Source organism: Arthrobacter gandavensis (assembly GCF_015355785.1).
In the GTDB taxonomy this organism is placed as follows: domain Bacteria; phylum Actinomycetota; class Actinomycetes; order Actinomycetales; family Micrococcaceae; genus Arthrobacter_B; species Arthrobacter_B gandavensis_A.
In genome coordinates this window covers 557,795-579,508 of sequence record NZ_JADKYW010000003.1, presented here as the reverse complement: position 1 = coordinate 579,508, position 21,714 = coordinate 557,795, and the positions used below count along the sequence as shown (strand labels likewise).

The window sequence follows — 21,714 nt, the reverse complement described above, 5'->3', positions numbered from 1 at the left end:
TCATGGCAACACTGGACGACGTCGCCGCGCTGGCCGGCGTGTCCAAGGCGACTGCCTCCCGCGCCCTGGGCCGGCCCGAGCTGGTGGCCCGGCACACCATCGAGCGGGTCCGTGCCGCCGCAGACTCCCTTGGTTTCCAGCCGAGCCGGATTGCCCGGGCCCTGGCCCGCGGCCGCACCGGGCTGCTGGCGCTGGTGGTTCCCAGCCTGCAGAACATCTTCTTTGCGCCGATCATCGAAGGCGCCCAGGCGGCCGCCGAGGAATCGGGCAACCACCTGACCATCGCCGTCAGCAACCTGGCATCGCCGGCGGACAACGCCGCTCTTGAACGCCTGGCAAGCCAGGTGGACGGCCTGATCCTCAACGCGTCACAAGCCAGTCCCGAAGTGGTCCGCCATGCCGAGTCCCTAGCGCTGACCGTGCTGATCGAACGGGAACTCTCCGGCATCCCCTCGGTGGTGGCGGACACCCCCGCGGCTTTCGGCAAACTCGCCGCGGAGTTCGCGGCCCGGGGCCACACCCGGATCGTGTACGTGGGCGGGCCGGACGGTTCCTGGCCGGACAGCATGCGCACCCAAGCCGTGCAGGATGCCCTGGCGGGGAAGGCGGAGCTGACGGTCCTTGGTCCGCTGCCTCCGCTGGCCGAAAGCGGCATCCGCCTTGCCGAGGACGTACTTGCCGCCCGCGCCACCGCCGTCCTGGTCTACGCCGCCCCGATCGCCCTGGGCCTCATGTACGCCCTGCAGCTGCGCGGCATCGGGGTGCCGCAGGACATCGTGGTGAGCGGGGACGCCCGGATCGCCCGCGCGCTGGGTTCCTCCGGCGTGCCCTCGGTGGACGTGGACGGAACGCAGATAGGGCGGCAGGCGGTGGAGCTGCTGCTGCGGCGGCTTGACCTGCGTGCCCTGGAAGTGCGCGGCCTTCCGGTGCCCGCACAGGCAGCCCCTGAACAGCGCCGGCTCACGGTGCCGGTGCACTGGTCCTAGCGCCGGCGGAGCCCGGTGATCTCCGGCATTAACGCTGACACCGACCGGCCGCGAACGGCACCCCGCCACACGCCGGCGCCGTAGGCCAGATCATCCAGCCGGCGGGCCAGCCCAAACCGTAGAATGTCCAGGTCCGGGCGGGTGCGCACGTATTCAACAACGACGTCGGCAGCGGCAGCAGCCAGCACAGCACGCCGGATCCGGCGGGAGACCACGCAGCCTGCCGCTGCCACCGGCCACCAGTGCCGCAGCAGCAGCGCCGATCCCTGGCCAAGGGAGGCAACGACGCCCTGCCCCGTCAGCCGGAGGGCAAACGGCAGGGGACGGGGAGCACGCTTGAGTTTGCCGCCCAGCCGCAGCGCAGTCGCCGCGGCAAGGCAGGCAGCCGCGGGCACGGACCAGCGCCGCTGAGCCAGCAGCGCCACCAGCATCGCCGCGCTCCACGGAGCCAGGACCGCGGGGGCAACATTGCGCCCATGCCGCCGCGCCAGTTCGTGAGCCCCGGAGCCGTAGAAGGCTTTCCGCGCCAGCCACGAACCGAATGCCTGCCGGTGGTCGTGCCGCACGGCAACGGCTGCGTCGTAGCGGACCCGCCAGCCCCGGCGGATCAGGGTCCACACCAGATCCACGTCCTCGGCCACCCGCAGACCGTCGCTGAAGCCCGGGCCGAGAGCCTCCACCCGGGCCACAATGCAGGCCGCCGGCAGCCAGGAGACCGTTCCCCGCGGCTGGACCAGTGCGGACGCCGGACCTAAATCCAGGGAGGACCGGGCGGCCTCATACCTGCCGATCCAGCCCGGTCCGCCGGCTGCCCGGGAACCGTCCGGAGCGGTTTCCAGCGCCCGAATCCGAGGCGCTGCCGCAGCAACCCGCGGGTCAGCGAAGTGGCGCATCAGGGAATCCACGGTGCCTGGCTCCAGCACCACATCCGAGTCGATAAACACCACCAGCGGGGTCAGGACCCGGCGCAGCCCCGCATTCCGCGCTCCGGCCGGCCCCACATTGACGGCCAGCGGAACGTACTCGGCGCCATGCGAGGCAGCGGTGCAGGCCACGGCGTCCCCGTCCACCGACGCATCGTCAACCACAATTACCCGTTTGCCGGATCCGATGCTGACGAGCAGACGGTCCAGTGATTCCGGCCGGTCCCGGACCGGAATCACATAGGTAATGCTGTCCGGAGCGGCGGCTTCAATGCCGTCCGGGACCGGATTCGCCAGGCCGTAGCCCAGCAGCTTGTCCACCAGGTGCCGGGAGACCGGGTTCCGCACCTCGATCTCCGGACCGGCCAGCAGCTGCCGGGCCGCCGCGCCCGGAAAGAGCACCCGTACCGGTGAACCGCCACTCAGCACCGTCCGGTCCCTGCTCACCCGCACCGTCGGTGAGAGCCGGACCCGGAAGCCGTCCGGCAGCCCGGCGGGCGGCGGCCCGACCGGCCGGCTCATCCGGCGGCCCCCGGCACCGATGCCGGCTCCGCGGGCGCCTCCGCGTGCCCCGTGGCCGGAACACGTTCCGGGGCCGGCCCACCCTCCGGTACTGGCAGGCTCTGCGGCACTACCCGGCCGTCCGGCATCAGGCAACCGTCCGGCGTCGGCCCGCCCTTCGGCACTGGCATGCCGTCCGGTACTGGCCCACCCTCCGGAAGCGGCTGGAGAATGCCATGCCGGTCAGCACCGCCCGGCAGCCGGCGGAGCAGATCCGCAACGGCACCACCCAGCAGGATCCGCCCCTCTTCGGCACTGGCACCTACCGGATCGCCCAGGACCCCGTTGGCGGACACCGCCTGCACGCCACCGGCGGTCATGGCCGGCAGAAGCTCAGCGACCGTCGCGGTGTTGCCTGGCTCCGCACGGTGCAGCTGCACCCGCTCGGGGGCGAGGTGCAGCATCAGCGAGGTCTCTGTCCGCCCGGCGTGCGCATCAGCGCCGTCGAACCGGCAGTGCACCCATCCTGCCCGGTGCCCCTCCGCGATCAGCTGCGGCACTGTCCGGGCCAGCGTCTGCACGTTCCCGCCGTGCGCGTTCACAAACACCACGCTTCCCGCCCAGACGGCGAGTGACCGCACCAGCTCCACCAGCACCGTGCCCAGGGCCTCCTGACCAATGGACACGGTGCCGGGAAAGTGCTGGTGCTCGCCGCTGGCGCCGTAAGCCAGGGCAGGCGCAACGACGGCGGCCGCCCTGCTCCCGTCCGCCGTCCGGGCCCACTCTTCTGCGGCGGCGTGCGCCACCCCAGCGGCGATCACGGTATCCGTGTCCAGCGGCAAATGAGGGCCGTGCTGTTCGGTGGACCCAACGGGAACCAGGACCACCGGCCCGGCCGGAACCTGCGGCCAGGTCAGTGCCGTCAGGTCCGACTCAGCCGAGGTCGGGCCACGCGGGCCCGGGGCTGACGGTTCTGGACCCGCCGACCTCGGGTCAGCCAACTTCTGATTCCCGCACCGCCAGCGGTACACCCAGCGTGCGGCTGAACCCGGGCGGAATCACAAGGTCTGCCGGACTCAGCTGGTGGATGGAAGTGTGTCCCAGCCCGCGCAGTGCAGAACTCAGTCCACCGCGCAGGATGTCCAGGACGTTCTCCACCCCGGCCTGGCCGTTGGCCGCCAGCCCCCACAGATACGCCCGGCCAATCATGACGGCGCGGGCTCCCATCGCCAGGGCCTTGGCGACGTCGCTGCCGCGGCGGACACCGCCGTCGAGCAGTATCTCCACCTGGTCTCCCACCGCGTCCGCCACCGTGGGCAGGATCCGGATGGTGGCCGGGGTGCCGTCCAGGTTGTTGCCGCCGTGGTTGGACACCGAGATGGCGGTGACACCGGCGTCGACGGCCCGGCGCGCGTCATCCACCCGGGAGACGCCCTTGAGCATAAACGGCCCGCCCCATTCCCTCCGGAGCCATTCAACGTCTTCCCAGGTGGGAGGCGGGGTCTGCATCCACTCGCCGTAGGCACCGAAGAACGTGGGCGCGGGTCCGCCGGGAGGCGCCAGATTCGGGACGGTCAAGTCCGGGAGCTTGCCCGAGCGGACAAAGTCCAGCAGCCAGGCAGGGCGCGGCAGGACTTCCGGGGACAGCCGGGCCATGGCTTTGAGCGTGAGTTTGTCCGGGATCACCGGGCTGCCCCAGTCCCGGCCGTTGGAGAAGGACCAGTCCAGGGTGGAGATCATGCCGACGGCGCCGGCCTCGCGGGCACGGTTCATCCGCTGGACCATCGCTTCCCGGGTGCCGCTCCAGTACATCTGGAAGAACACGGGCGCGCCGGTGGCGGCGACGTCTTCCACGGGTTTGCTGGCAAAGGAACTCAGCCCCATCACGGTGCCGCGGCTGGCAGCGGCCCGGGCGACGGCGACTTCCCCGTCAGGATGCACGGCCTGCACGCCGGTGGGGGAGATGATGACCGGCAGGGAGATTTCCTGGCCCATGACGGTGGTGTTCATATCCCAGGTGGAGGACATTCCCACCACATGCGGTGCGAAGCCCAGCTCCGAGTAGGCCGCGATGTTGTCCTCCACCGTCACACCCCGTTCCGACCCGGCCACGAGTGCGCCGTAGACGGACCGGGGAAGTTTCTTCTCCGCGCGGCGCTGGGCCTCGGCGACTGTTTCAAACCATGGGTTCCTGAACATGGCACTGCCTTTCTTCGTTGGTGCGGCAAGGTTTCACGAGTCGAAAATCTCTCCGACGGCGGGAGCAACATCCCGGTAACTGCGGATCTGGCGGGCCTGGCCGCGGCCGGCCCGAGCGAGTTCCCGGCCAAGCTCGGCATCGGTTTCCGCGCTCACGTCGATCAGCACGTCCAGGCGCGGGAGCCGGGCTGCCACGATCCGCGGATCAGGGCCGGCGTTGTGGACGCAGTCGGAGAGCAGCAGCACCCGGGCGTCACGGACCGGCACACGGGAGAGCTCTTTGAGCGCCAGTTCCAGGGGAAAACTGATGTTGGTCAGCCCCCGTGCGGGCATCCGGAGCAGCGCGTCCAGCAGCTCGATCGGTTTCAGTTCCCCGCCCAGCGGCAGGAGGCGCGCGGCGTCGGACCAGAACGCGATGACGCCCAGGGCATCGCGGTGCAGCTCTGAAGCCAGCGCGCCCACCGCAGCGGCGGCTGTCTGAAGGCGCTCGCCTTTCATGGAGCCGGAGACGTCCACCGCCAGCACCACCGAGCGGCGGGTGCGGATCCGGTCACGGACAATGATGTCCTCATCCTCCGGGACGGGCCGTTCCGCCAGGAGTTCCAGCGTCCGGTCCAGGTCAATCTCATCGCTGCCTCCGCGGTACGGCATGCTGGCCAGTGTGCCGCTTCCGCGGTGCGCATCGGAGTCCCGCCGCGGGCGGCGCACTGAAAGCCGCGCCGCAATTTGCTGCATCCGCGCCCGTACGGCCGGATCCACCGCGGCGTCGGACACCCCGGGCGTGACCAGCGTGGCCTCCTCGTCGGTGAAGCCCGGCCGGGAAGCGCCGGGGACATTCGCAGCGGGCCGGTCCCGGCCGCGGGAGGGCAGGGCACGGATCGCTGCTCCGCCGCTGCCCGGCACGGGTTCAAACACCGTGGGTTCCTCGGAGAGCTTCTTGGGCGTGCGGCGCAGCGCAGTCTGCGGGCGCCGGCTGCTCCGCCTCGCCAACGGTGAATCGGCGGCGACTTCTCTTCATCCGGGTGCCGCCGCTGCCGGATGAAGCACGAAGTGGTCCTCCCAGATCTCCCGCAGCACCCGCTCCGGCGTGGTGTCTGCTGCCTCATCCAGATGGATCCGGCCGGACAGGGAGACCACCATGGCGTCAAAGACCATTTCCGCGTACCGCTCATCCTGCGGATCGGTAAGCGTCCGGAGCCCAGCCAGCTGCCGCGCGACCAGCACGCAGTCAATGGCCCCGCGCACGCTGGAGCCCTGGCGGACGTCCGGATGTTCCCGCGTTGCGCGGGTGACGGCGACGGCGTCGGACGTCAGCGCAGCTCCCAGGCTGCCGGACGCATTGGTGCGCAGCGTGACGATCCCGCGCTCGGCGGCGTCATCCTGGTAACCGATGGACAGGCGGTTAAGCCGGTCGTGTACGGAGGTGGAAAGCCGGGTGGTGCCTAGATTGTCGTAGGGATTCATCGACGCGATGACCCGGAAGGTGGGAAGCGCGGTGATGCTTCCAACCCGGGGGACGGCGATGGACCGGTCCGCCATGGCGGTCAGCAGTGTGTTCAGGGTGTCCTCCGGTGCGCGGTTGAACTCCTCGATATAGAGGAACCCGCCGGTTTGCATGGCTTCCACCAGCGGGCCGGCCACGAAGTTGTCCGCACTGTAGTCCTCCCGCAGCACCCGGGCCGGGTTGTGGTGGCCCACGAGTTTGGCCGGAGTGAGGTCGGCGTTGCCTTCCACGAAGAGCAGCGGGATTCCCCATTCACCGGTGATGGCCCGCAGCATGGTGGTTTTGCTGGTGCCAGGCGGGCCTTCGAGCACAATGTCGCGTCCGGCGGCGACGGCCGCGAGCGTGAGTTCAAGCTCCCGCTCGCGGCCGACGAGGTGCGCGGCAATCCGGTCCCGGGTTTCGGTGATAGCCGTTGTCTGCACGGTGTTGTGTCCCCTCGTACCTAGTGGACCGCTCCGCCTGCATCGACCGGAATCTGCCCGCCGGAGACGTAGTAGGACTGGTCCGAGGCCAGCCAGGCCACCGCATTGGAGATGTGCTCCGGTTCAATCCAGGCCTTGCCCATGGGATTAAGGCCGGCAAAGGCCGATTCGGCGTCTTCGGGCTGCGGATCCTCAAGCTCCGGACGGAACAGCCGGTAGGTTTTTTGGTTCTTCACCATCGGGGTGTCCACCGAGTTTGGATGGATGGTATTCACCCGGATGCCCAGCGGACCCAGTTCGTTGGCGAGCACCTTCATCAGGCCCACCACCGCATGTTTGGTGGTGGTGTATGCCGCGACGTTGGCCAGGCCCTTGAATCCGGCGAGCGAGGAAATGATGATCACCGAGCCCCCGGGACCCGCGGCCATCAAATGCTCGGCTGCTGCCTTGTAGGTGTGCCACACACCGGTGACGTTGATGTCCATCAGCTCGGTCCAGGACTGTTCGGAGACCTTATGGGTGTCCTCACCGAAGGTGAAGATCCCGGCGTTGGCCACCACAATGTCCAGCCTGCCAAGCTGGGCCACACCCTCATTCACGGCAGCGGTCATGGCGTCGATATCCCGCACGTCCGCTTCCACCGCTACGATCCGGCGGTCCAGTGCCTCGACCTGGCGGACGGTTTCCTTCAGGTCCTCCGGCGTGGCCGGGGGATAGAAACCGGTGACGCTTTCAACCGGGGCGCAGAGGTCCACCGCGATGATGTCCGCGCCCTCGCGGGCCAGGCGCAGCGCGTGGCTGCGGCCCTGGCCCCGGGCGGCCCCGGTGATAAAGGCGACTTTGCCTTCAAGATTTCCCATATTGTGTTGCCTCTCTGGCTAGTACTGGGTGTTCCCCGCGTCCACGGTCATGGTCAGGGATGTGACGTAACGTGCCTCGTCGGAGGCCAGGAACAGCACGGCGTTGGAAATATCCACCGGTTCGGTGATTTCAACCGGCAGCAGGTTGGTCATCATGGGGCCGAGACGGGGATGCGCGGCGAGCATGTTACCCATGGCCGCCATGCCGTCGCCGGACGCCATGGGAGTGTTGACACCGGTGGGATGGACGGAGTTCACCCGGACGGAGTGCTCGGCCAGTTCCGTGGCAAAGGCATGCATCAGCCCCACGACGCCGTGTTTCGCCGCGACGTAGGGGGTCAGGAAGGGCAGCCCCTTCAGCCCGGCCGCCGAGCTGGTCAGGATCACCGACCCGCCGCCGGAATCGATCAGGTGCGGAGCGGCCAGCTGCACCGTGTTCCACACGCCGGTGAGGTTGGTGCTGACCGTCTCGTCCCAGATCTGCGGGGTCACCTCATTCCACGGCTTCATGATGCAGATGCCGGCGTTGGCCACCACAATGTCCAGCCGTCCCAGCTCGGCTACACCGGCGTCGATGGCCTGCTTCATGGCTGCCCGGTCCCGGACGTCCGTTTTGGTGGCGATGATCCGCCGGTCCAGGGCCTCAACTTCCTTGACGGTCTGAGCGAGGTCTTCGGCGGTCGCGGACGGATAACCGATGCCCGGGATGTCGTCGCAAAGGTCGACGGCGATGATGTCCGCGCCCTCCTGTGCCAGCCGGACTGCATGGCTGCGGCCCTGCCCCCGCGCCGCTCCCGTTATGAATGCAACTTTGCCTTCTACACGCCCCATGGCATGCCTCCTGCTGTGGTTTCGGGGCCTACTTGATGACGGATCCGGCATCGACCGGGAGGGTCACGCCGGTGATGTAGCGGGCTTCGTCCGAGGCGAGGAACAGGACGGCGTTGCTGATGTCCCGCGGGTCCACCCAGTTGATGGGGAGGGCGTTCAACGTCCGGAACCGTTCACCGATTTGTTCCCGGGTGGGGGAGTCCAGATCCGGGGCGAAGAGCTTGTACGTGGCCGAATTGTGGATCATGTCAGTGTCCACGCTGGTGGGGTGGACGGAATTGACCCGGATCATGTGCGGCGCGAGCTCCAGCGCGAGGGCCCGCATCAGGCCCACCACTCCGTGTTTTGCGGCGATGTAGTGCGCCAGGTTCTCCATGGCCATCAGGCCGGCAGTGGAGCTGGTGAGGATCATGGAACCGCCGTTGCCGCCGGCCTTCAGGTGCGGAATGGCGGCCCGGGCCGTATGCCACACGCCGGTGAGGTTGATGTCCAGCATGTCCCCCCACTCTTCATCCGTGAGCTCGTCTGCCGGCCCGAATCCGGCAATGCCGGCGTTGCCGCAGACAATGTCCAACCGGCCCAGCTCGGCCACGCCGGAGTCCACTGCCGCCTTGAGCGCCGCGAGGTCCCGGACATCGGCCTCGACGGCGACGATGCGGCGGTCCAGCGCCTCAACGTCCCGGACCGTCTGCTGCAGGTCCTCGGACGTTGCCATTGGATAATTCACCGTCTCCACCTGGCTGCAGATATCCACGGCGATAATGTCGGCGCCCTCCTCGGCGAGACGGAGTGCGTGGCTGCGGCCCTGCCCGCGGGCAGCACCGGTAATGAATGCGACTTTTCCTTCTACTCGCCCCATTGCGTGCACCTTCTTTCTTTATCGGCGGGCCGCCTTCTGCAGCCCGAACTCTGTTAGCCGCAGCCGCAGCCCCCGGTGCCGCAGCCGCTTGTTTGCCGGCCCGGGTCGAACCCGGCCAGCGGGTTCTCCGCGCAGGCGCTCACCGGCGGCGAGTCCGGGCGGCGCACGGAGAGGGTCACCGGGACCGGCCGCGGACGCGGGGGTGAGGTGCGGTGGGAATGGTCGACGCCGGTGCGCGGCACCTCGGCCGCATCCCGGGCCTCAAGTGCCTCTGCGCCCAGGCCGCGCACACACTCCGGGTCCGGGCCGTCCAGGGGCAGTCCGGTGAAGAACTTGGCGGCCATGCAGCCGCCGCGGCATGAATCGAAGAAACTGCAGGACGCGCAGGCTCCGCCGGTCTGCGGGCTGCGCAGTTCCGTAAAGAGTTCAGAATGCCGCCAGACCTCGGTGAATCCGCCGGGTGTGCGGATGTTGCCGGCCAGGAACGAGTCATGGATCGCAAACGGGCAGGCATACACGTCACCCACGGGATCGATCAGGCACACCACCCGGCCGGCACCGCACATGTTCAGCCCGGGCAGCGCACCGCCATAGGCAGAGAGGTGGAAGAACGAATCGCCGGTCAGGACGTTTTCTCCGTTGGCCACCAGCCAGTCGTACAGCTCCCGCTGCTGGGCGGCCGTGGGATGAAGTTCGTCCCAGACATCCGCACCGCGGCCGGAAGGACGCAGCCGGGTCAGCCGCAGCTGAGCGCTGTACCGGTCTGCGATGGCCTTGAACTCATCGAGCTGGGGGATGTTCTGCCGGGTGCAGACCACAGAGATCTTGAACCCGGTGAACCCTGCGTCGGCCATGTTCTGCATGGCCCGCAGCGCGGTGTCGAAGGATCCGGGCCCCCGCACCTGGTCATTGACCTCGGCCGTGGCTCCATCCAGGGAGATCTGCACGTCCACGTAATCGGAGGCGGCCAGCCGCGCTGCGACGTCGGGCGTAATCTTGACGCCGTTCGTGGAGAACTTCACCCCCACGTGATGCGTGGTGGCGTAGTCCACGAGTTCCCAGAAGTCGGGACGCACCGTGGGCTCCCCGCCCCCGATATTCACGTAGAAAACCTGCATGCGTTCGAGCTCGTCGATGACTGCCTTGCACTCCTCGGTGCTGAGCTCCCGCGGATCCCGGCGGCCTGAACTCGACAGGCAATGGACGCAGGACAGGTTGCATGCGTAGGTCAGCTCCCAGGTCAGGCAGATGGGCGCGTCGAGTCCTGTTTCAAACAGGTCGACCAGCGTGCCGGGTTTGGCCGGTGGCCGGTTCACGGGAAGCGGCGGGGCGGGGTGCAGAAGGGTCATGGCGTCCTCTCAATGACCATGGCGGAGGCAGCAAGCACGCCGAGCGCCTGTTCGTACCGCTGCAGGTCCGTTCCGGAAAGTCCGACGGCGGTACAGGCGGACCGGGCGGATGGTTCTGTCCGCAGCCGCTGCACCAGGGCCAGCAGGGTCCGGTCCTTAAGGAAGGACAGCCGCCGTGTTCCGAAGTGGTACAGGAGCGCCCCGAAAGGTTCGGGGCGGACGGAGACCTGCGGGTGGAGCTGCCAGGCGCGGTTGATATCGAAGCTGGGCATGGCGCCGGCGCCTAGTAGACGCCGCACATGCCGTCGATGGACACTTCCTCCACCAGCAGGTCTTCGGCCGCCTCCGGTGTTCCGGACGCGGGATCCTGGGTGGCAGAACCTTCGGTTGAAGCGGGAATGACGGACATTGTTTTGCTCCTCTGTCAGAAACCGGCGTCGGTGGCGATACTCTGTGCCGGAGACAGTAACGGCACCCAGTGCCAAAGGGAAGGGTAATTCGTGCTTGCTTCAGCCGGACAGACACCGCAGGTCCGGACCGGACGGAAGCCGGTGACCACCAGGGACGAACTCAGCCACGTTGCGCTGATGCTGTTCAACGAGCGCGGTTTCGACGCAGTGACGGTGGATGAGATTGCCGCGGCCGGCGGAATTGGGCGCCGCACGTTCTTCCGCTATTTCCCGTCCAAGAACGATTTGCCGTGGGGTGACTTCGAAGCACTGCTGGAACGCATGCGTGGGTTCCTGGCCGGGCTGCCCGGGGACCAGCCGCTGGGCACGGGCCTGTGTCAGGCAGTGATCGAGTTCAACCGGCTTCCGCCGGAAGAGATCCCGTACCACCGTCAGCGGATGGAACTGCTGCTCCACGTGCCCACCCTCCTGGCGCATTCGACCCTCCGCTACACTGCCTGGCGTCAGGTGATCGCCGAGCACGTGGCCCGGAGGATGCAGCTGCCCGAGGCGAGCCTGAAGCCGCAGGCCGTGGCGTGGGCGCTGCTGGGCCTATGCCTGGCCGCGTATGAACAGTGGCTGCTGCAGGAAGATGCAGACCTGACCGAAGTGCTGCTGGAGTCGCTGAAGCTGGTTGAAGGTGTGCTCGACGAGCCGGCCGGCCTGCCCTAGGCTGCCCGGACACGGCAGGGGACACAACCGGGACAGATGCCCGGGGAAACACTGGACCAATGGCGAACAGGCGGGGGAGCAAATGGACGCGGACTGCATCGTAGTGGGTGCCGGCGGCAGCGGCGCCCCGCTGGCCGCCCGCCTCTCCGAGGACCCCGCCAGGCGGGTCCTGCTGCTTGAAGCGGGACCGGCTTACGCCTCGCGGGACCAGTACCCGCCCGAACTGCTTGATGCCGGAACCATCCAGGCTGCCATGCCGGGCCACCCGAACAACTGGTCCTTCCCCGGGCAGCTTACGCCCGCCCTGGCGTATGCCATTGCCCGGGGCAAGACGGCCGGCGGGTCAACCGCGGTGAACGGCGGCTACTTCGTCCGGGCCCGCCAGGAGGACTTCGACCGCTGGGAAACCGCTGCCGGACCGGACTGGTCCGCCGCGAGGATGGGGGAGTTCTACGCCCGCCTCGAAACGGACCGGCAGTTCGCTCACCTGCCGGGCCACGGATCCGAAGGCCCAATGCTCATCGAGCGGCCGCCGCAGGAACATCCCATCACCCGTGCCTTCCGCGAAGCAGCCCACACCCTCGGGTTTCCGGACGAGCCGGACAAAAACGGCAGCCAGCTCCCCGGCGTCGGGCCCCTGCCGATGAACGTTGCCGACGGCGTGCGGCTCAACACCGCGCTGGCCTACCTTGAACCGGCCGCGGGCCGGAAGAACCTCACCGTCCAGGGCGGCACCCTGGTGCGCCGGATCCTCTTCGAGGGCACCCGTGCCGCCGGCGTGGAAGTGGAACGGAGCGGCAAGGTGTCGGAGCTGCGGTGCCCCAGGATCTTTCTCTGTGCCGGAGCCATTCAGACTGCCCACCTGCTCCTGCTGTCCGGGATCGGCTCTACGGAGGACCTCGCGGCCCACTCGATCGCGCCCGTGGTTCACCGCCCCGGCGTCGGACGCAATTTCACCGACCATCCGGAGGTCTCCGTGCGGTGGCGCCCGCGGCGGGGAGTGGTGGATAACGCCCTGCCCCGGGCCATGGAGAGCTGCCTCAACTTTTCCTCCGGACTGCCCGGCAGTGCCGCATCTGGGGACCTGGAGATCCTCCCGCTGCTTAAGCCCACGGGCTATCTCCTCTCCGGATCCGAACAGTCCATGAGCCTGGGCATCCGCCCTGCCCTCCGGCATCCCCTGCGGACCTTTCGGGCGCTGCGGTCCATCCCGGTGCGGCGGCTGCTGCAGGACTGGCGGCACCAGGACGAGCTGGAGTTGCTCGTGGCGCTGCAGTCGGAGACCGCCCGGGGGCAGCTGACCCTGCAGTCCGCCGATCCGCATGAACCGCCCCGGCTGGACTACCACTACCTCTCCACGGCCGAGGACCGGGCACGGATGCGGCTGGCCGTCCGTACCGCCGCAGCCCTGCTCGCAACGGCGGCCTTCCGTCCCCTGAGCCGGGGGATTTCAGAGCCTTCCCCGGACATCCTGGCAGCTGACAACCTCCTCGATGACTGGGTACAAACCCGGCTCGGGACAGCCCTGCACCTGAGCGGAACAGCGAAGATGGGGCCCGCGGAGGACCCGGAGGCCGTGGTCGATCCGTATGGGAAGGTGCACGGAGTCCAGGGGCTGCGCGTGGCGGATACGTCGGTTCTTCCAACCGTTCCACTGCGCGGACCCGCCGCGACCGCTGTGATGATCGGGGAGTTTGCAGCCCATCATGTCCGTGCCGGAACCCGTCCGTGCACGAATTAGGACATCTTTCTGTCACCAAATTTCACAGGCGCCACAAATCGCCTTAGGCTTGCCTTGGTTAGCCTGACCTAAGTACGTATCCGGAGCGTCGCAGGAAGGCTTCCGCCGGCCCCAACCGGGACCGGCCCGCACCTGCATTAAAGGACACGACACTTGCGCTCCTCCAAACTCGCTGCGCTCTCAGCCGCCGCCCTGCTCACCGCATCCCTCGCCGCCTGCTCCTCCGCTCCGGCGGAAAGCCAGGCCGCACCGGAGGGCGACTGGGAAACCATCACCATCGACCACGCCCTGGGCACCACGGTCATCGACGAAAAGCCCGAGCGCGTGGCAACGGTCAACTGGGCCAACCACGAAGTACCGCTGGCCCTGGGCATTGTGCCCGTGGGCATGGCAGCGGCGAACTTCGGCGACGACGACGGCGACGGCATCCTCCCGTGGGTCGAGGAAAAGCTCGAGGAACTGGGCGGCGACGCACCGGTGCTGTTCGACGAGAACGACGGCATCGACTTCGAGGCCGTGGCGGACACCCAGCCGGACGTCATCCTGGCCGCCTACTCCGGCCTGACCCAGGAGGACTACGACACCCTGAGCGAAATCGCCCCCGTGGTCGCCTACCCGGAAACCGCCTGGGGCACCTCCTGGCGCGAAATGGTCGAATACAACGCCACCGCCCTGGGCCTCGCCGAGGAAGGCGGGCAGCTCGTCGCGGACCTGGAGCGGGAAATGACCGACGCCGCCGCCAAGTTCCCGTCCCTGGCCGGCAAGTCCGCCATGTTCATGACCCACGTGGACACCACGGACCTCAGCGAAGTCAGCTTCTACACCACGCATGACCCGCGCACCCTGTTCTTCGAAGACCTGGGCATGAGCGTGGCCGGCAGCATCGCCAAGGCCTCCGCCGAAACCGAGAAGTTCTCCCTTAGCCAGAGCGCCGAGCAGGCCGACGCCTTCGCCGACGTGGACATCATTGTCACCTACGGCGGCGACGAACTGGTCACCGCCCTCGAATCCGATCCGCTGCTCTCCCAGATTCCAGCCGTTGCCAACGGCGCGATTGTCACCCTGCCCGGCGACAATCCGCTGGGCACCGCCGCCAACCCCACTCCGCTGGCCATCAGCTGGGTCCTGGACGATTACCTGACCGTGCTCGCAGAAGCAGCCGACGCCGCCAAGTGACAAATCCTTCCCGCCCAGCCGACCCGGCCGCTGCCCCCGCACCCGGAAACCAGGACTCCCCGGAGTTCCTCGCTTCCGGATCTGCGGCACGGCGCCCGGGGCGGCTGCGCGCCCTCTGGCTCGCCGCCGCCGTCGTAATCCTGGGCCTGCTGATGCTGGCCTCCGTGACGGTGGGGGCGCGCGACGTCGGGTGGGCGGACATTGCTGCCGCACTGGGCGGCTCGGCGGACGGCTTCAGCGAAGCCGCCGTGGCCAAACGGATTCCGCGCACCCTGCTGGCTGTGCTCGCCGGTGCCGCGCTGGGCGTCGCCGGAGCGGTGATGCAGGGCGTGACCCGCAACCCGCTGGCGGACCCGGGCATCCTCGGCGTGAACATGGGCGCCTCCATCGCCGTGGTGGTGGGCATGGCGTTCTTCGGCCTGACCGCCGCCAACAGCTTCGTCTGGGCAGCGATCCTCGGCGCCGGACTCACCGCGCTGTTTGTCTACGTTGTGGGTTCGCTGGGCCGCGGCGGGGCCACCCCGCTGAAACTCGCCCTGGCCGGCACCGCGATCTCCGCGGCCCTGGCCTCCTTCATCTCCGCCGTGGTGCTTCCGCGGAACGACCTCGCCGGGGGCGTGCGGTCCTGGCAGATCGGCGGCGTGGGCGGCGGATCCTTCGACGCAGTTGGGCAGGTGCTGCCGTTCCTCGCGGCCGGCCTCCTGGTCTGCCTGGTCACGGCCCAGTCGCTGAACTCCCTGGCGCTGGGTGACGAACTGGCTGCCGGCCTGGGTGAACGCGTCGCGCTGGCCCGGGGCACCGCCGCCCTGGGAGCGGTACTGCTGTGCGGGGCGTCCACCGCCGTGACCGGACCGATTGCCTTCGTGGGCCTGATGGTGCCGCACGCCTGCCGGCTGCTCACCGGCGTGGATCACCGCTGGCTGCTGCCCTTCTCCGCCGTCGCCGGGGCCGCACTGGTCACGTCCGCGGATGTGCTGGGCCGGGTCATCGCCCGCCCTGCGGAGATCGACGTCGGCATCATCACCGCGCTGATCGGCGCCCCCGTCTTCATCTGGATTGTCCGCCGGCAGAAAGTCCGAGCCCTGTGAACGTCTCTTCCGCTCCAGCCGCGGACATGGCCCCGGATAGAGAAACCGGCAGCAGCGCCACAGTCGCCGCCGTCGTCCGCGGCCGCCGCAACCGCGGCGTCCGGCTGCGCGCCGTCGTCGCGGTCCTGGCTCTCCTGATCCTCGCCGTCTTTGCACTCAGCGTGATGGCCGGACGTACCTTCTATCCGCTCGGCGACGTGCTGCGGGTGGTCTTCGGCGAGGATGTGCCCGGAGCGTCCTTCGCCGTCGGCCGCCTGCGCCTGCCCCGCGCGGTCCTGGCAGTGCTCGCCGGTGCCAGCTTCGGACTGGCCGGCGTCGCCTTCCAGACCATGCTGCGCAACCCGCTGGCCAGCCCGGACATCATCGGCATCAGCTCCGGCGCCGGAGCGGGTGCCGCGTTCGCGATCGTGGGGCTGGGCCTGGGCGGAGCGCCGGTGTCCCTGTTCGCGATCACCGCCGGGCTCGCCGTCGCGCTGGTGGTCTATGCCCTGTCCTACAAGGCCGGTGTGGCGGATACCCGGCTGATCCTGGTGGGCATCGGGATCGCCGCGATGCTCGAATCGGTCACCGCGTACATCCTGAACCAGGCGCCCGACTGGGAACTGCAGGAAGCCATGCGCTGGCTCACCGGCAGCCTCAACGGCGCCTCCTGGAACCAGGCCCTGCCCGTCCTTGCCGCCCTGCTGATCTGCGGTCCGGTGCTGCTCGGTCAGGCCCGCAACCTGGGCGCCAGCCGGCTGGGCGATGACACCGCCTCCGCCCTCGGCGTGCGCGTGGGCCGCACCCGGCTGGTGATCATCATCTCCGCGGTGCTGCTGATTTCCTTTGCGACGGCGGCCACCGGACCCATCGCGTTCGTCGCCTTCCTCGCCGGACCGATCGCCGCCCGGCTGGTGGGCCCCGGACCGTCCCTGCTGGTCCCCGCCGCCCTGATGGGAGCGCTGCTGGTGCTCGTGGCCGACTTCTGCGGGCAGTACGCCTTCGGCACCCGCTTCCCGGTGGGAGTGGTCACCGGCGTGCTCGGCGCCCCCTACCTCGTATACCTCATTGTCCGCGTCAACCGTGCAGGAGCCTCACTGTGACCGCTGCCCACACCCTCGCCGTCGAAGGCCTCACCCTCGGCTACGGAGACCGCACGGTCATCGATTCCCTGGACCTGCTGGTACCGCCCGGCCAGGTCACCGCCGTCATTGGCGCCAACGCCTGCGGCAAGTCCACGCTGCTGCGCTCCATGTCCCGGCTGCTCGTCCCGAAGAAGGGGCACGTGCTGCTGGACGGCAAGGAGGTCCACCGGATGCCGCCCAAGCAACTGGCCCGCACCCTGGGCCTGCTGCCGCAGTCCCCGGTGGCGCCCGAAGGCATCACGGTGGCGGACCTGGTGGGCCGCGGCCGGCACCCGCACCAGCGGCTGCTGGCCCGGTGGACCGCGGACGACGACGCCGCCGTCGCCGCCGCGCTGGACGCCACCGAAACGGCGGGGCTGGCCGAGCGCTCCGTGGACGAACTCTCCGGCGGGCAGCGCCAGCGCGTCTGGATCGCCATGGCCCTGGCCCAGCAGACGGACCTGCTGCTGCTCGATGAGCCCACCACGTTCCTGGACGTCAGCCACCAGGTGGAAGTCCTGGACCTGCTCACCGACCTGAACCGCAGCCGCGGCACCACGATCGTCATGGTGCTGCATGACCTCAACCTGGCCGGCCGCTATGCGGACCACCTGGTGGCCATGGCCGGCGGGAAGATCCACGCCGCCGGCACGCCCGTCGAGGTGCTTACGGAGGAGAACGTGCGGGCGGTCTACGGCCTGGAGAACCGGGTCATCACGGATCCGGCCTCCGGCAAACCGCTGGTCCTGCCGCTGGGGCGGCACCACGTGGTTGAACGCCGGACAGGCGTAACGGATGCAGGCCGGGCGGCGCCGATCGCCTAGCCTGAGCGCATGGCTAAACCAGTGCTGACCATCCTCACCGGCAACCGCGACGTGACCGGGCTTGAAAACCTCCGTGCGCTCGCCGACGTGCGGCTGGCCGCCGACGCCGATGAGCTGGCCGCCGCGCTGCCGGGCACCGAAATCGTGTATCTGTGGAACTACTTCGCCGACGGCCTGCGCGCGGGCTGGGACCGGGCCGACGCCCTGCAGTGGGTGCACCTGCCCGCCGCCGGAGTGGACCGGCTGCTGTTCCCCGAGCTCGCCGCCTCCAACGTCACCGTCACGAACGCCCGCGGGATCTTCGACGCCGCGATGGCCGAGTACGCGCTGGCCGGAATCCTGTACTTCGCCAAGAACGTCCCGGCCGCCCGGTTGAACCAGGCCGAGCGGCGCTGGCAGCACTTCGGCACCTCCAACCTGGCCGGGACCCGGGCGCTGGTCGCCGGAACCGGAAGCATTGGACGGACAACAGCCCGGCTGCTGCGCGCCGTCGGCATTGAAACCGACGGGCTGGGGCGGACGGCGCGCGACGGCGATGCGGACTTTGGCGCCGTGCACGCCAGTGCGGACTTCGCCGCGGCAGCAGGAAACTATGACTGGATTGTGCTCGTCGCGCCGCTAACCGACGATACCCGCGGCATGCTCGACGCCGAGGTCCTGGGTGCCATGCGTTCCTCCGCCGTGCTGGTGAACATGGGCCGCGGTGAGCTTGTGGTGCAGTGCGCCCTGGAGGGCATGCTGCGGGACGGGCGGATCCGCGGCGCGGTGCTGGACGTGACCAGTCCCGAACCGCTGCCGAAGTCCAGTCCGCTCTGGGGGCTGGAGAACGTGCTTATCACCCCGCACCTGTCCGGGGACTCCCGGTCGCACCTGCCGGCGATGGCGGCGCAGTTCGAGGCGAACCTGCGGGCGTACCTGGAGGGGAAGCCGCTGGAGAACGTGGTGGACAAGCAGCTGGGATTCGTCGCCGCCCCGGTCAGCCGGTAACCCGTCCACCCGTAGAATCGACGGATGCCAGAAACCCAGCAGGCCGCAGCCGGCCCGTCCGCGTCAGCGTCCCTGCGGCTGGCGCGCCTCGTCACCGAAACCACGGCCCCGGCCGTCCTGGTGGGCATCCTCCTGCTCCTGCAGCCGCTTCGTCCTGACGTGACCTGGCTGCAGGGCATCACAGCGGCCGTCTTTACGGTGGGTCTGCCGTTCTGCCTCATCCTTTGGCTCAAGGGGCGCGGGTCCGTCACCGACCACCACGTGGGGGTGCGCTCGCAGCGCGCCCCGATCCTGGCGGCGTCGGCGGTGTCCCTGGGCGTGGGAGCGCTGGTCCTGCTCCTGCTGGACGCCCCGGCCGGCCTCTTCGGTGAAATTGGCGGCGTGTTCATCGGACTGATGATCTGCATGGCAGCGAACCTGGCCTGGAAACTCTCCGTCCATGCCGCCGTCGCGGCCTACGTGGGCCTGGCACTGCTCGCCCCCGTTCCGGTCTTTGGACCCGCCCTGGCGCTCATGCTTGCCTCGGCGACCGGCTGGTCCCGGATCAAGCTCGGCGACCACACGCCCACCCAGGTGCTGGCCGGTCACCTGGCCGGCTGCATTGCCTTCGCTGCCGCACTGCTGCTGCCCTGAGACCCGCCGCACCGGCACCGCCGCCCTGACGTTGAGGGGCAGCAGCCCCGTGCCCCGAATGTGGGATAAAGTCGCAGGGTCCGCGCCGTCACCAAGGGCGCGGCTGCGGGTGTAGGACAACGATGGGGATTCAATGGCACTGCGTTTTACCAAGTCAGCGGGCAGTGAGCGGGAACGTGCGGCTTCCAGGGCAGTAGTGGAGGCACTGAATCTGCCCGAGCACGTGAGCTTCGAGGACCTGCTGGCAGCCGTAGCCACGGCCCACGGCAAACCCATTGAGCTGCGGGACATAGACCATGCGATCATTCCCGCCGTCACCGGCCTGTGGGTCGAAAGGGAACATAAGTCCGTCATCCTGCTGCCTGCCGGGGACAACCGTCTCCACCGCACCCACGCGGCCTGCCACGAATTCGGCCACATCCTCCTGCAGCACCAGGGCTGCGGGGGAGTGGAGACCGCAACGCCGTCGGTCTTTGCGCACATCGGCAGCCGCAGGGGAATCAAGACGATGCTTGCCCGGTCCCTGGACTGGAATGAGACCGAACGTGCCGCCGAGCACGTTGCCTACCTGCTCTCCCTCGCACTGCTGGCCGGGGACCGCTGGAGTTCCAGCGACTTCGAGCGGACGTTCATATGACTTGCCTGCAGGTCCTGCCCGTCCTGGTGCTGTGGGCCGTGGTGGCCATCCGGCTTCTCGGGCTGCGCTACGGCTGGAAGGCAGGGGTGCTGCCGGCCGTGACCGCAGTGGCACTCGCCGGAACCCTGAACATCGATCCGGTGTACCTGGCGGTGGACCAGGCCCTGGGCGGCCGGAACGTGCTGAACCTGCTGATCCACCTGCTGGTGGGCGCCGGCATGACCCTGCTTAGCCGCCTGCTGCTGCAGGTGACCGGCCGGGGCCGGCGGGTGAAGGTGCTGTTCGCGGTGTGGCTGGTCGTCGCGGCAGGACAGATCGTGCTGCTGGCCGTTTCCGACACCCGGGGGTCCGCTGCCAGTTTCACGGACACCTTCGGCAGCATCCCCACCATCGCCTGGTACCAGGCGACGTTCTTTGGCTGGTTCGCCATGATTTGCGTCTACACCGCCATTGAAATGATGCTCCGCAACCGCAGCGGAGAATCCCGGGCGTTCCGGATCGGATTCGATGTGCTGGGCGCCGGGTGCGTGCTGGGCGTTGCGGCGGCGGTCCTGAAGATGATTCAGATTGGGATGGAACAGCGGGGCTTCACTGATTCCGGGGGAGCTCTGGCGGCGGCCTACCAGGTGCTGCTGGCACTGATGGTTGGAGGATTCGCCGTCGGCTTTATTCTTCCTTCCGCTGAAAGGATCAGGTCCACCTTCAGGGCCCGGGGCCAGCGGGAACAGGACATTGCCACGCTGAGGCCCATTCTCGCGAGACTGGTGCAGACACCGGAGGGACGCAGTGCGATGGGTGCTGAAAGGATTTTCCTGGAAGAGCGCCCATCCAGGGTCCAGCTTTACCGCTGGTTCATCTTCGTGGGGGACGTCCGGATCCTGGATCCGGCGCTGCTCTCCCGGCAGGAAACCGCAGTTCTTGACGAGATAGGCAAACGCATTGAGCACAACGGTTCACCGGTCCCGCGCTCCACTGGCGCTGGCCGCTAACCTCTCCCGGGTCCTGCCGCCGGCACTGGTGCTGGCGGTCCTGGTGCTTCTGGCCGGGCTCGAGGCCGGGCTGGGTATTTTCGGTGCCGGCGTGCTGCTGGCGGCGATCATTGGCGTACCCGGCCTGCTCTACAAACTGGTGAAGCAGCCGTTCCGGCGGCGTGGACTGCCGGACGGGCTGCGGGTCCAGCTGCTGGGAGCGGCGACCTTCGCCGGTACGGTGGCCTGCTTCCTGCTGGGGCTCGATTCACCGGTTCCGCTGACCGTGGCGGCGCTCTTTGTGGGCAACGTTGGGCTGGTGTTCTTCCGCCGCTGGCTCAACGTGTCCGCGCATGTGTCCGTTCTAACGTTCGGTGCGCTGTGGGTCGTGGCCGTATTCGGAGGAGCGTGGGCCTGGCTGTTGATATTATCGCCGTTGATGATGTTCAGCAGGGTTTCTCTCCGTGAGCACACCTGGCCGGAGGCATTTTCCGGCGCGGCACTGGGAACGGCTACCTTCTGCTGTTTCCTCATAGCAATGACATGGAGCTGAACGTGGAGAACCTCGATCTTCCCCCTGAGAGGGCAGCGGGACTGCGGCGCGCGGAAACGCTGGCCCGGAAGATCAACCTGCTCCTGGACGTGATCATGTCCGAATCCGGCAAGCCCTTCGACTACCCGGCTATCCGCGACGGCGCCCAGCAAGCCGGCTATTACCTCTCCCGGACCCGGTGGTCGCTGCTGAAGTCCGGCAAGGAACAGGTGGTTCCTGACGAGGCCCTGCATGCCATCGCCGCGGTGTTCGACGTCGATCCCGAGTACCTGCTCCAGGAGGGCGGGAAACTGCCCGAACGGGTTGAAGCCGAACTCGAGCTGATCCGCAGCCTGCGCCGCGCCGAAGTCCGCAACTTCGCTGCCCGCGCCCTGGGCCCGGTGGACCCGGAAGCGCTGCGGGCCATCGCCAGGATCCTGGACGAAACCGACTAGGGACGTTTTGACCGG

The 21,714-nt window shown here is 68.5% G+C and carries 24 protein-coding genes; 13 read left to right on the top strand and 11 right to left on the bottom strand.

The genetic code is table 11. The annotated features are described in order from the left end of the window. Window positions 1-2 precede the first annotated feature (2 nt). A complete protein-coding gene (locus ITX31_RS03975; RefSeq protein ID WP_194782148.1) occupies window positions 3-986 on the top strand; it encodes a LacI family DNA-binding transcriptional regulator in 984 nt (327 codons plus the stop codon). Here ITX31_RS03975 and mftF read toward each other — a convergent pair. The 11 genes from mftF to mftA all read right to left on the bottom strand — a co-directional run bounded on the left by mftF (window position 983) and on the right by mftA (window position 10,843). Next, the gene (gene mftF, locus ITX31_RS03970; protein ID WP_194782147.1) at window positions 983-2,431 is read right to left on the bottom strand and encodes a mycofactocin biosynthesis glycosyltransferase MftF; all 1,449 of its coding nucleotides are present in this window, start codon (window positions 2,429-2,431) and stop codon (window positions 983-985) included. The genes ITX31_RS03975 and mftF overlap by 4 nt on opposite strands. Then, on the bottom strand, window positions 2,428-3,411 hold the full coding sequence (gene mftE / locus ITX31_RS03965; RefSeq protein ID WP_228528939.1) for a mycofactocin biosynthesis peptidyl-dipeptidase MftE: 984 nt from the start codon (window positions 3,409-3,411) through the stop codon (window positions 2,428-2,430). The genes mftF and mftE overlap by 4 nt, the downstream gene beginning before the upstream one ends. Continuing rightward, window positions 3,404-4,609 (bottom strand): pre-mycofactocin synthase MftD, encoded by a 1,206-nt coding sequence (gene mftD / locus ITX31_RS03960; RefSeq protein ID WP_194782146.1) that lies wholly within the window; start codon window positions 4,607-4,609, stop codon window positions 3,404-3,406. The genes mftE and mftD overlap by 8 nt, the downstream gene beginning before the upstream one ends. A gap of 33 nt (window positions 4,610-4,642) precedes the next feature. After that, a complete protein-coding gene (locus tag ITX31_RS03955; protein ID WP_323745575.1) occupies window positions 4,643-5,524 on the bottom strand; it encodes a vWA domain-containing protein in 882 nt (293 codons plus the stop codon). 99 nt (window positions 5,525-5,623) lie between these two features. Then, window positions 5,624-6,535: an AAA family ATPase gene (locus tag ITX31_RS03950; RefSeq protein ID WP_194782145.1), complete on the bottom strand. Its 912-nt coding sequence runs from the start codon at window positions 6,533-6,535 to the stop codon at window positions 5,624-5,626. A gap of 20 nt (window positions 6,536-6,555) precedes the next feature. After that, on the bottom strand, window positions 6,556-7,395 hold the full coding sequence (locus tag ITX31_RS03945) for a mycofactocin-coupled SDR family oxidoreductase (RefSeq protein ID WP_194782144.1): 840 nt from the start codon (window positions 7,393-7,395) through the stop codon (window positions 6,556-6,558). A gap of 18 nt (window positions 7,396-7,413) precedes the next feature. Beyond that, window positions 7,414-8,226 carry a mycofactocin-coupled SDR family oxidoreductase gene (locus ITX31_RS03940; protein ID WP_194782143.1) on the bottom strand — a complete coding sequence of 271 codons (813 nt, stop codon included), beginning with the start codon at window positions 8,224-8,226 and terminating at the stop codon, window positions 7,414-7,416. A 28-nt stretch (window positions 8,227-8,254) separates the two neighbouring features. Next, entirely contained in the window at window positions 8,255-9,085 is an 831-nt protein-coding gene (locus tag ITX31_RS03935) for a mycofactocin-coupled SDR family oxidoreductase (protein ID WP_194782142.1), read from the bottom strand. A gap of 53 nt (window positions 9,086-9,138) precedes the next feature. Then, window positions 9,139-10,434, bottom strand: coding sequence for a mycofactocin radical SAM maturase (gene mftC, locus ITX31_RS03930; RefSeq protein ID WP_194782141.1), 1,296 nt, complete (start codon window positions 10,432-10,434; stop codon window positions 9,139-9,141). Then, on the bottom strand, window positions 10,431-10,706 hold the full coding sequence (mftB, locus tag ITX31_RS03925) for a mycofactocin biosynthesis chaperone MftB (protein WP_194782140.1): 276 nt from the start codon (window positions 10,704-10,706) through the stop codon (window positions 10,431-10,433). The genes mftC and mftB overlap by 4 nt, the downstream gene beginning before the upstream one ends. An 11-nt stretch (window positions 10,707-10,717) precedes the next feature. Continuing rightward, complete coding sequence (gene mftA, locus ITX31_RS03920) at window positions 10,718-10,843, bottom strand: mycofactocin precursor MftA (RefSeq protein ID WP_194782139.1); 126 nt, start codon at window positions 10,841-10,843, stop codon at window positions 10,718-10,720. A gap of 91 nt (window positions 10,844-10,934) precedes the next feature. On the opposite strand from mftA, the gene mftR reads away from it, so the two are divergent. From mftR to ITX31_RS15765, 12 genes are all read left to right on the top strand, one after another. Then, a complete protein-coding gene (mftR, locus tag ITX31_RS03915) occupies window positions 10,935-11,555 on the top strand; it encodes a mycofactocin system transcriptional regulator (protein ID WP_194782138.1) in 621 nt (206 codons plus the stop codon). An 82-nt stretch (window positions 11,556-11,637) separates the two neighbouring features. Then, on the top strand, window positions 11,638-13,296 hold the full coding sequence (locus tag ITX31_RS03910; protein WP_194782137.1) for a GMC family oxidoreductase: 1,659 nt from the start codon (window positions 11,638-11,640) through the stop codon (window positions 13,294-13,296). 153 nt (window positions 13,297-13,449) lie between these two features. After that, window positions 13,450-14,472, top strand: a complete 1,023-nt coding sequence (locus ITX31_RS03905; RefSeq protein ID WP_194782136.1) for an iron-siderophore ABC transporter substrate-binding protein — start codon at window positions 13,450-13,452, stop codon at window positions 14,470-14,472. Next, window positions 14,469-15,560: a FecCD family ABC transporter permease gene (locus tag ITX31_RS03900; protein WP_416354775.1), complete on the top strand. Its 1,092-nt coding sequence runs from the start codon at window positions 14,469-14,471 to the stop codon at window positions 15,558-15,560. The genes ITX31_RS03905 and ITX31_RS03900 overlap by 4 nt, the downstream gene beginning before the upstream one ends. 26 nt (window positions 15,561-15,586) lie before the next feature. Continuing rightward, entirely contained in the window at window positions 15,587-16,642 is a 1,056-nt protein-coding gene (locus tag ITX31_RS03895) for a FecCD family ABC transporter permease (protein ID WP_194782392.1), read from the top strand. After that, the gene (locus tag ITX31_RS03890) at window positions 16,639-17,487 is read left to right on the top strand and encodes an ABC transporter ATP-binding protein (RefSeq protein ID WP_194782135.1); all 849 of its coding nucleotides are present in this window, start codon (window positions 16,639-16,641) and stop codon (window positions 17,485-17,487) included. Before ITX31_RS03895 ends, ITX31_RS03890 begins: the two co-directional genes overlap by 4 nt. A 9-nt stretch (window positions 17,488-17,496) precedes the next feature. Then, complete coding sequence (locus ITX31_RS03885) at window positions 17,497-18,474, top strand: D-2-hydroxyacid dehydrogenase (protein ID WP_194782134.1); 978 nt, start codon at window positions 17,497-17,499, stop codon at window positions 18,472-18,474. Between the two features lie 24 nt (window positions 18,475-18,498). Further along, window positions 18,499-19,107 carry a hypothetical protein gene (locus tag ITX31_RS03880; RefSeq protein WP_194782133.1) on the top strand — a complete coding sequence of 203 codons (609 nt, stop codon included), beginning with the start codon at window positions 18,499-18,501 and terminating at the stop codon, window positions 19,105-19,107. Between the two features lie 133 nt (window positions 19,108-19,240). After that, window positions 19,241-19,744 (top strand): hypothetical protein, encoded by a 504-nt coding sequence (locus ITX31_RS03875; RefSeq protein WP_194782132.1) that lies wholly within the window; start codon window positions 19,241-19,243, stop codon window positions 19,742-19,744. After that, a complete protein-coding gene (locus tag ITX31_RS03870; RefSeq protein WP_194782131.1) occupies window positions 19,741-20,733 on the top strand; it encodes a hypothetical protein in 993 nt (330 codons plus the stop codon). Before ITX31_RS03875 ends, ITX31_RS03870 begins: the two co-directional genes overlap by 4 nt. Then, window positions 20,684-21,265 (top strand): hypothetical protein, encoded by a 582-nt coding sequence (locus ITX31_RS03865; protein WP_194782130.1) that lies wholly within the window; start codon window positions 20,684-20,686, stop codon window positions 21,263-21,265. The genes ITX31_RS03870 and ITX31_RS03865 overlap by 50 nt, the downstream gene beginning before the upstream one ends. Continuing rightward, entirely contained in the window at window positions 21,256-21,699 is a 444-nt protein-coding gene (locus ITX31_RS15765) for a hypothetical protein (RefSeq protein WP_228528938.1), read from the top strand. The genes ITX31_RS03865 and ITX31_RS15765 overlap by 10 nt, the downstream gene beginning before the upstream one ends. Window positions 21,700-21,714 lie beyond the last annotated feature (15 nt).

Bases quoted from the DNA above. Each gene is read 5' to 3' on its own strand.
- ITX31_RS03975 (WP_194782148.1), top strand. From the start codon at position 3: ATGGCAACACTGGACGACGTCGCCGCGCTGGCCGGCGTGTCCAAGGCG.
- mftF (WP_194782147.1), bottom strand. From the start codon at position 2,431: ATGAGCCGGCCGGTCGGGCCGCCGCCCGCCGGGCTGCCGGACGGCTTC.
- mftD (WP_194782146.1), bottom strand. From the start codon at position 4,609: ATGTTCAGGAACCCATGGTTTGAAACAGTCGCCGAGGCCCAGCGCCGC.
- ITX31_RS03945 (WP_194782144.1), bottom strand. From the start codon at position 7,395: ATGGGAAATCTTGAAGGCAAAGTCGCCTTTATCACCGGGGCCGCCCGG.
- ITX31_RS03940 (WP_194782143.1), bottom strand. From the start codon at position 8,226: ATGGGGCGTGTAGAAGGCAAAGTTGCATTCATAACGGGAGCGGCGCGG.
- ITX31_RS03935 (WP_194782142.1), bottom strand. From the start codon at position 9,085: ATGGGGCGAGTAGAAGGAAAAGTCGCATTCATTACCGGTGCTGCCCGC.
- mftC (WP_194782141.1), bottom strand. From the start codon at position 10,434: ATGACCCTTCTGCACCCCGCCCCGCCGCTTCCCGTGAACCGGCCACCG.
- mftB (WP_194782140.1), bottom strand. From the start codon at position 10,706: ATGCCCAGCTTCGATATCAACCGCGCCTGGCAGCTCCACCCGCAGGTC.
- mftA (WP_194782139.1), bottom strand. From the start codon at position 10,843: ATGTCCGTCATTCCCGCTTCAACCGAAGGTTCTGCCACCCAGGATCCC.
- ITX31_RS03910 (WP_194782137.1), top strand. From the start codon at position 11,638: ATGGACGCGGACTGCATCGTAGTGGGTGCCGGCGGCAGCGGCGCCCCG.
- ITX31_RS03895 (WP_194782392.1), top strand. From the start codon at position 15,587: ATGGCCCCGGATAGAGAAACCGGCAGCAGCGCCACAGTCGCCGCCGTC.
- ITX31_RS03885 (WP_194782134.1), top strand. From the start codon at position 17,497: ATGGCTAAACCAGTGCTGACCATCCTCACCGGCAACCGCGACGTGACC.
- ITX31_RS03880 (WP_194782133.1), top strand. From the start codon at position 18,499: ATGCCAGAAACCCAGCAGGCCGCAGCCGGCCCGTCCGCGTCAGCGTCC.
- ITX31_RS03875 (WP_194782132.1), top strand. From the start codon at position 19,241: ATGGCACTGCGTTTTACCAAGTCAGCGGGCAGTGAGCGGGAACGTGCG.
- ITX31_RS03870 (WP_194782131.1), top strand. From the start codon at position 19,741: ATGACTTGCCTGCAGGTCCTGCCCGTCCTGGTGCTGTGGGCCGTGGTG.
- ITX31_RS15765 (WP_228528938.1), top strand. From the start codon at position 21,256: ATGGAGCTGAACGTGGAGAACCTCGATCTTCCCCCTGAGAGGGCAGCG.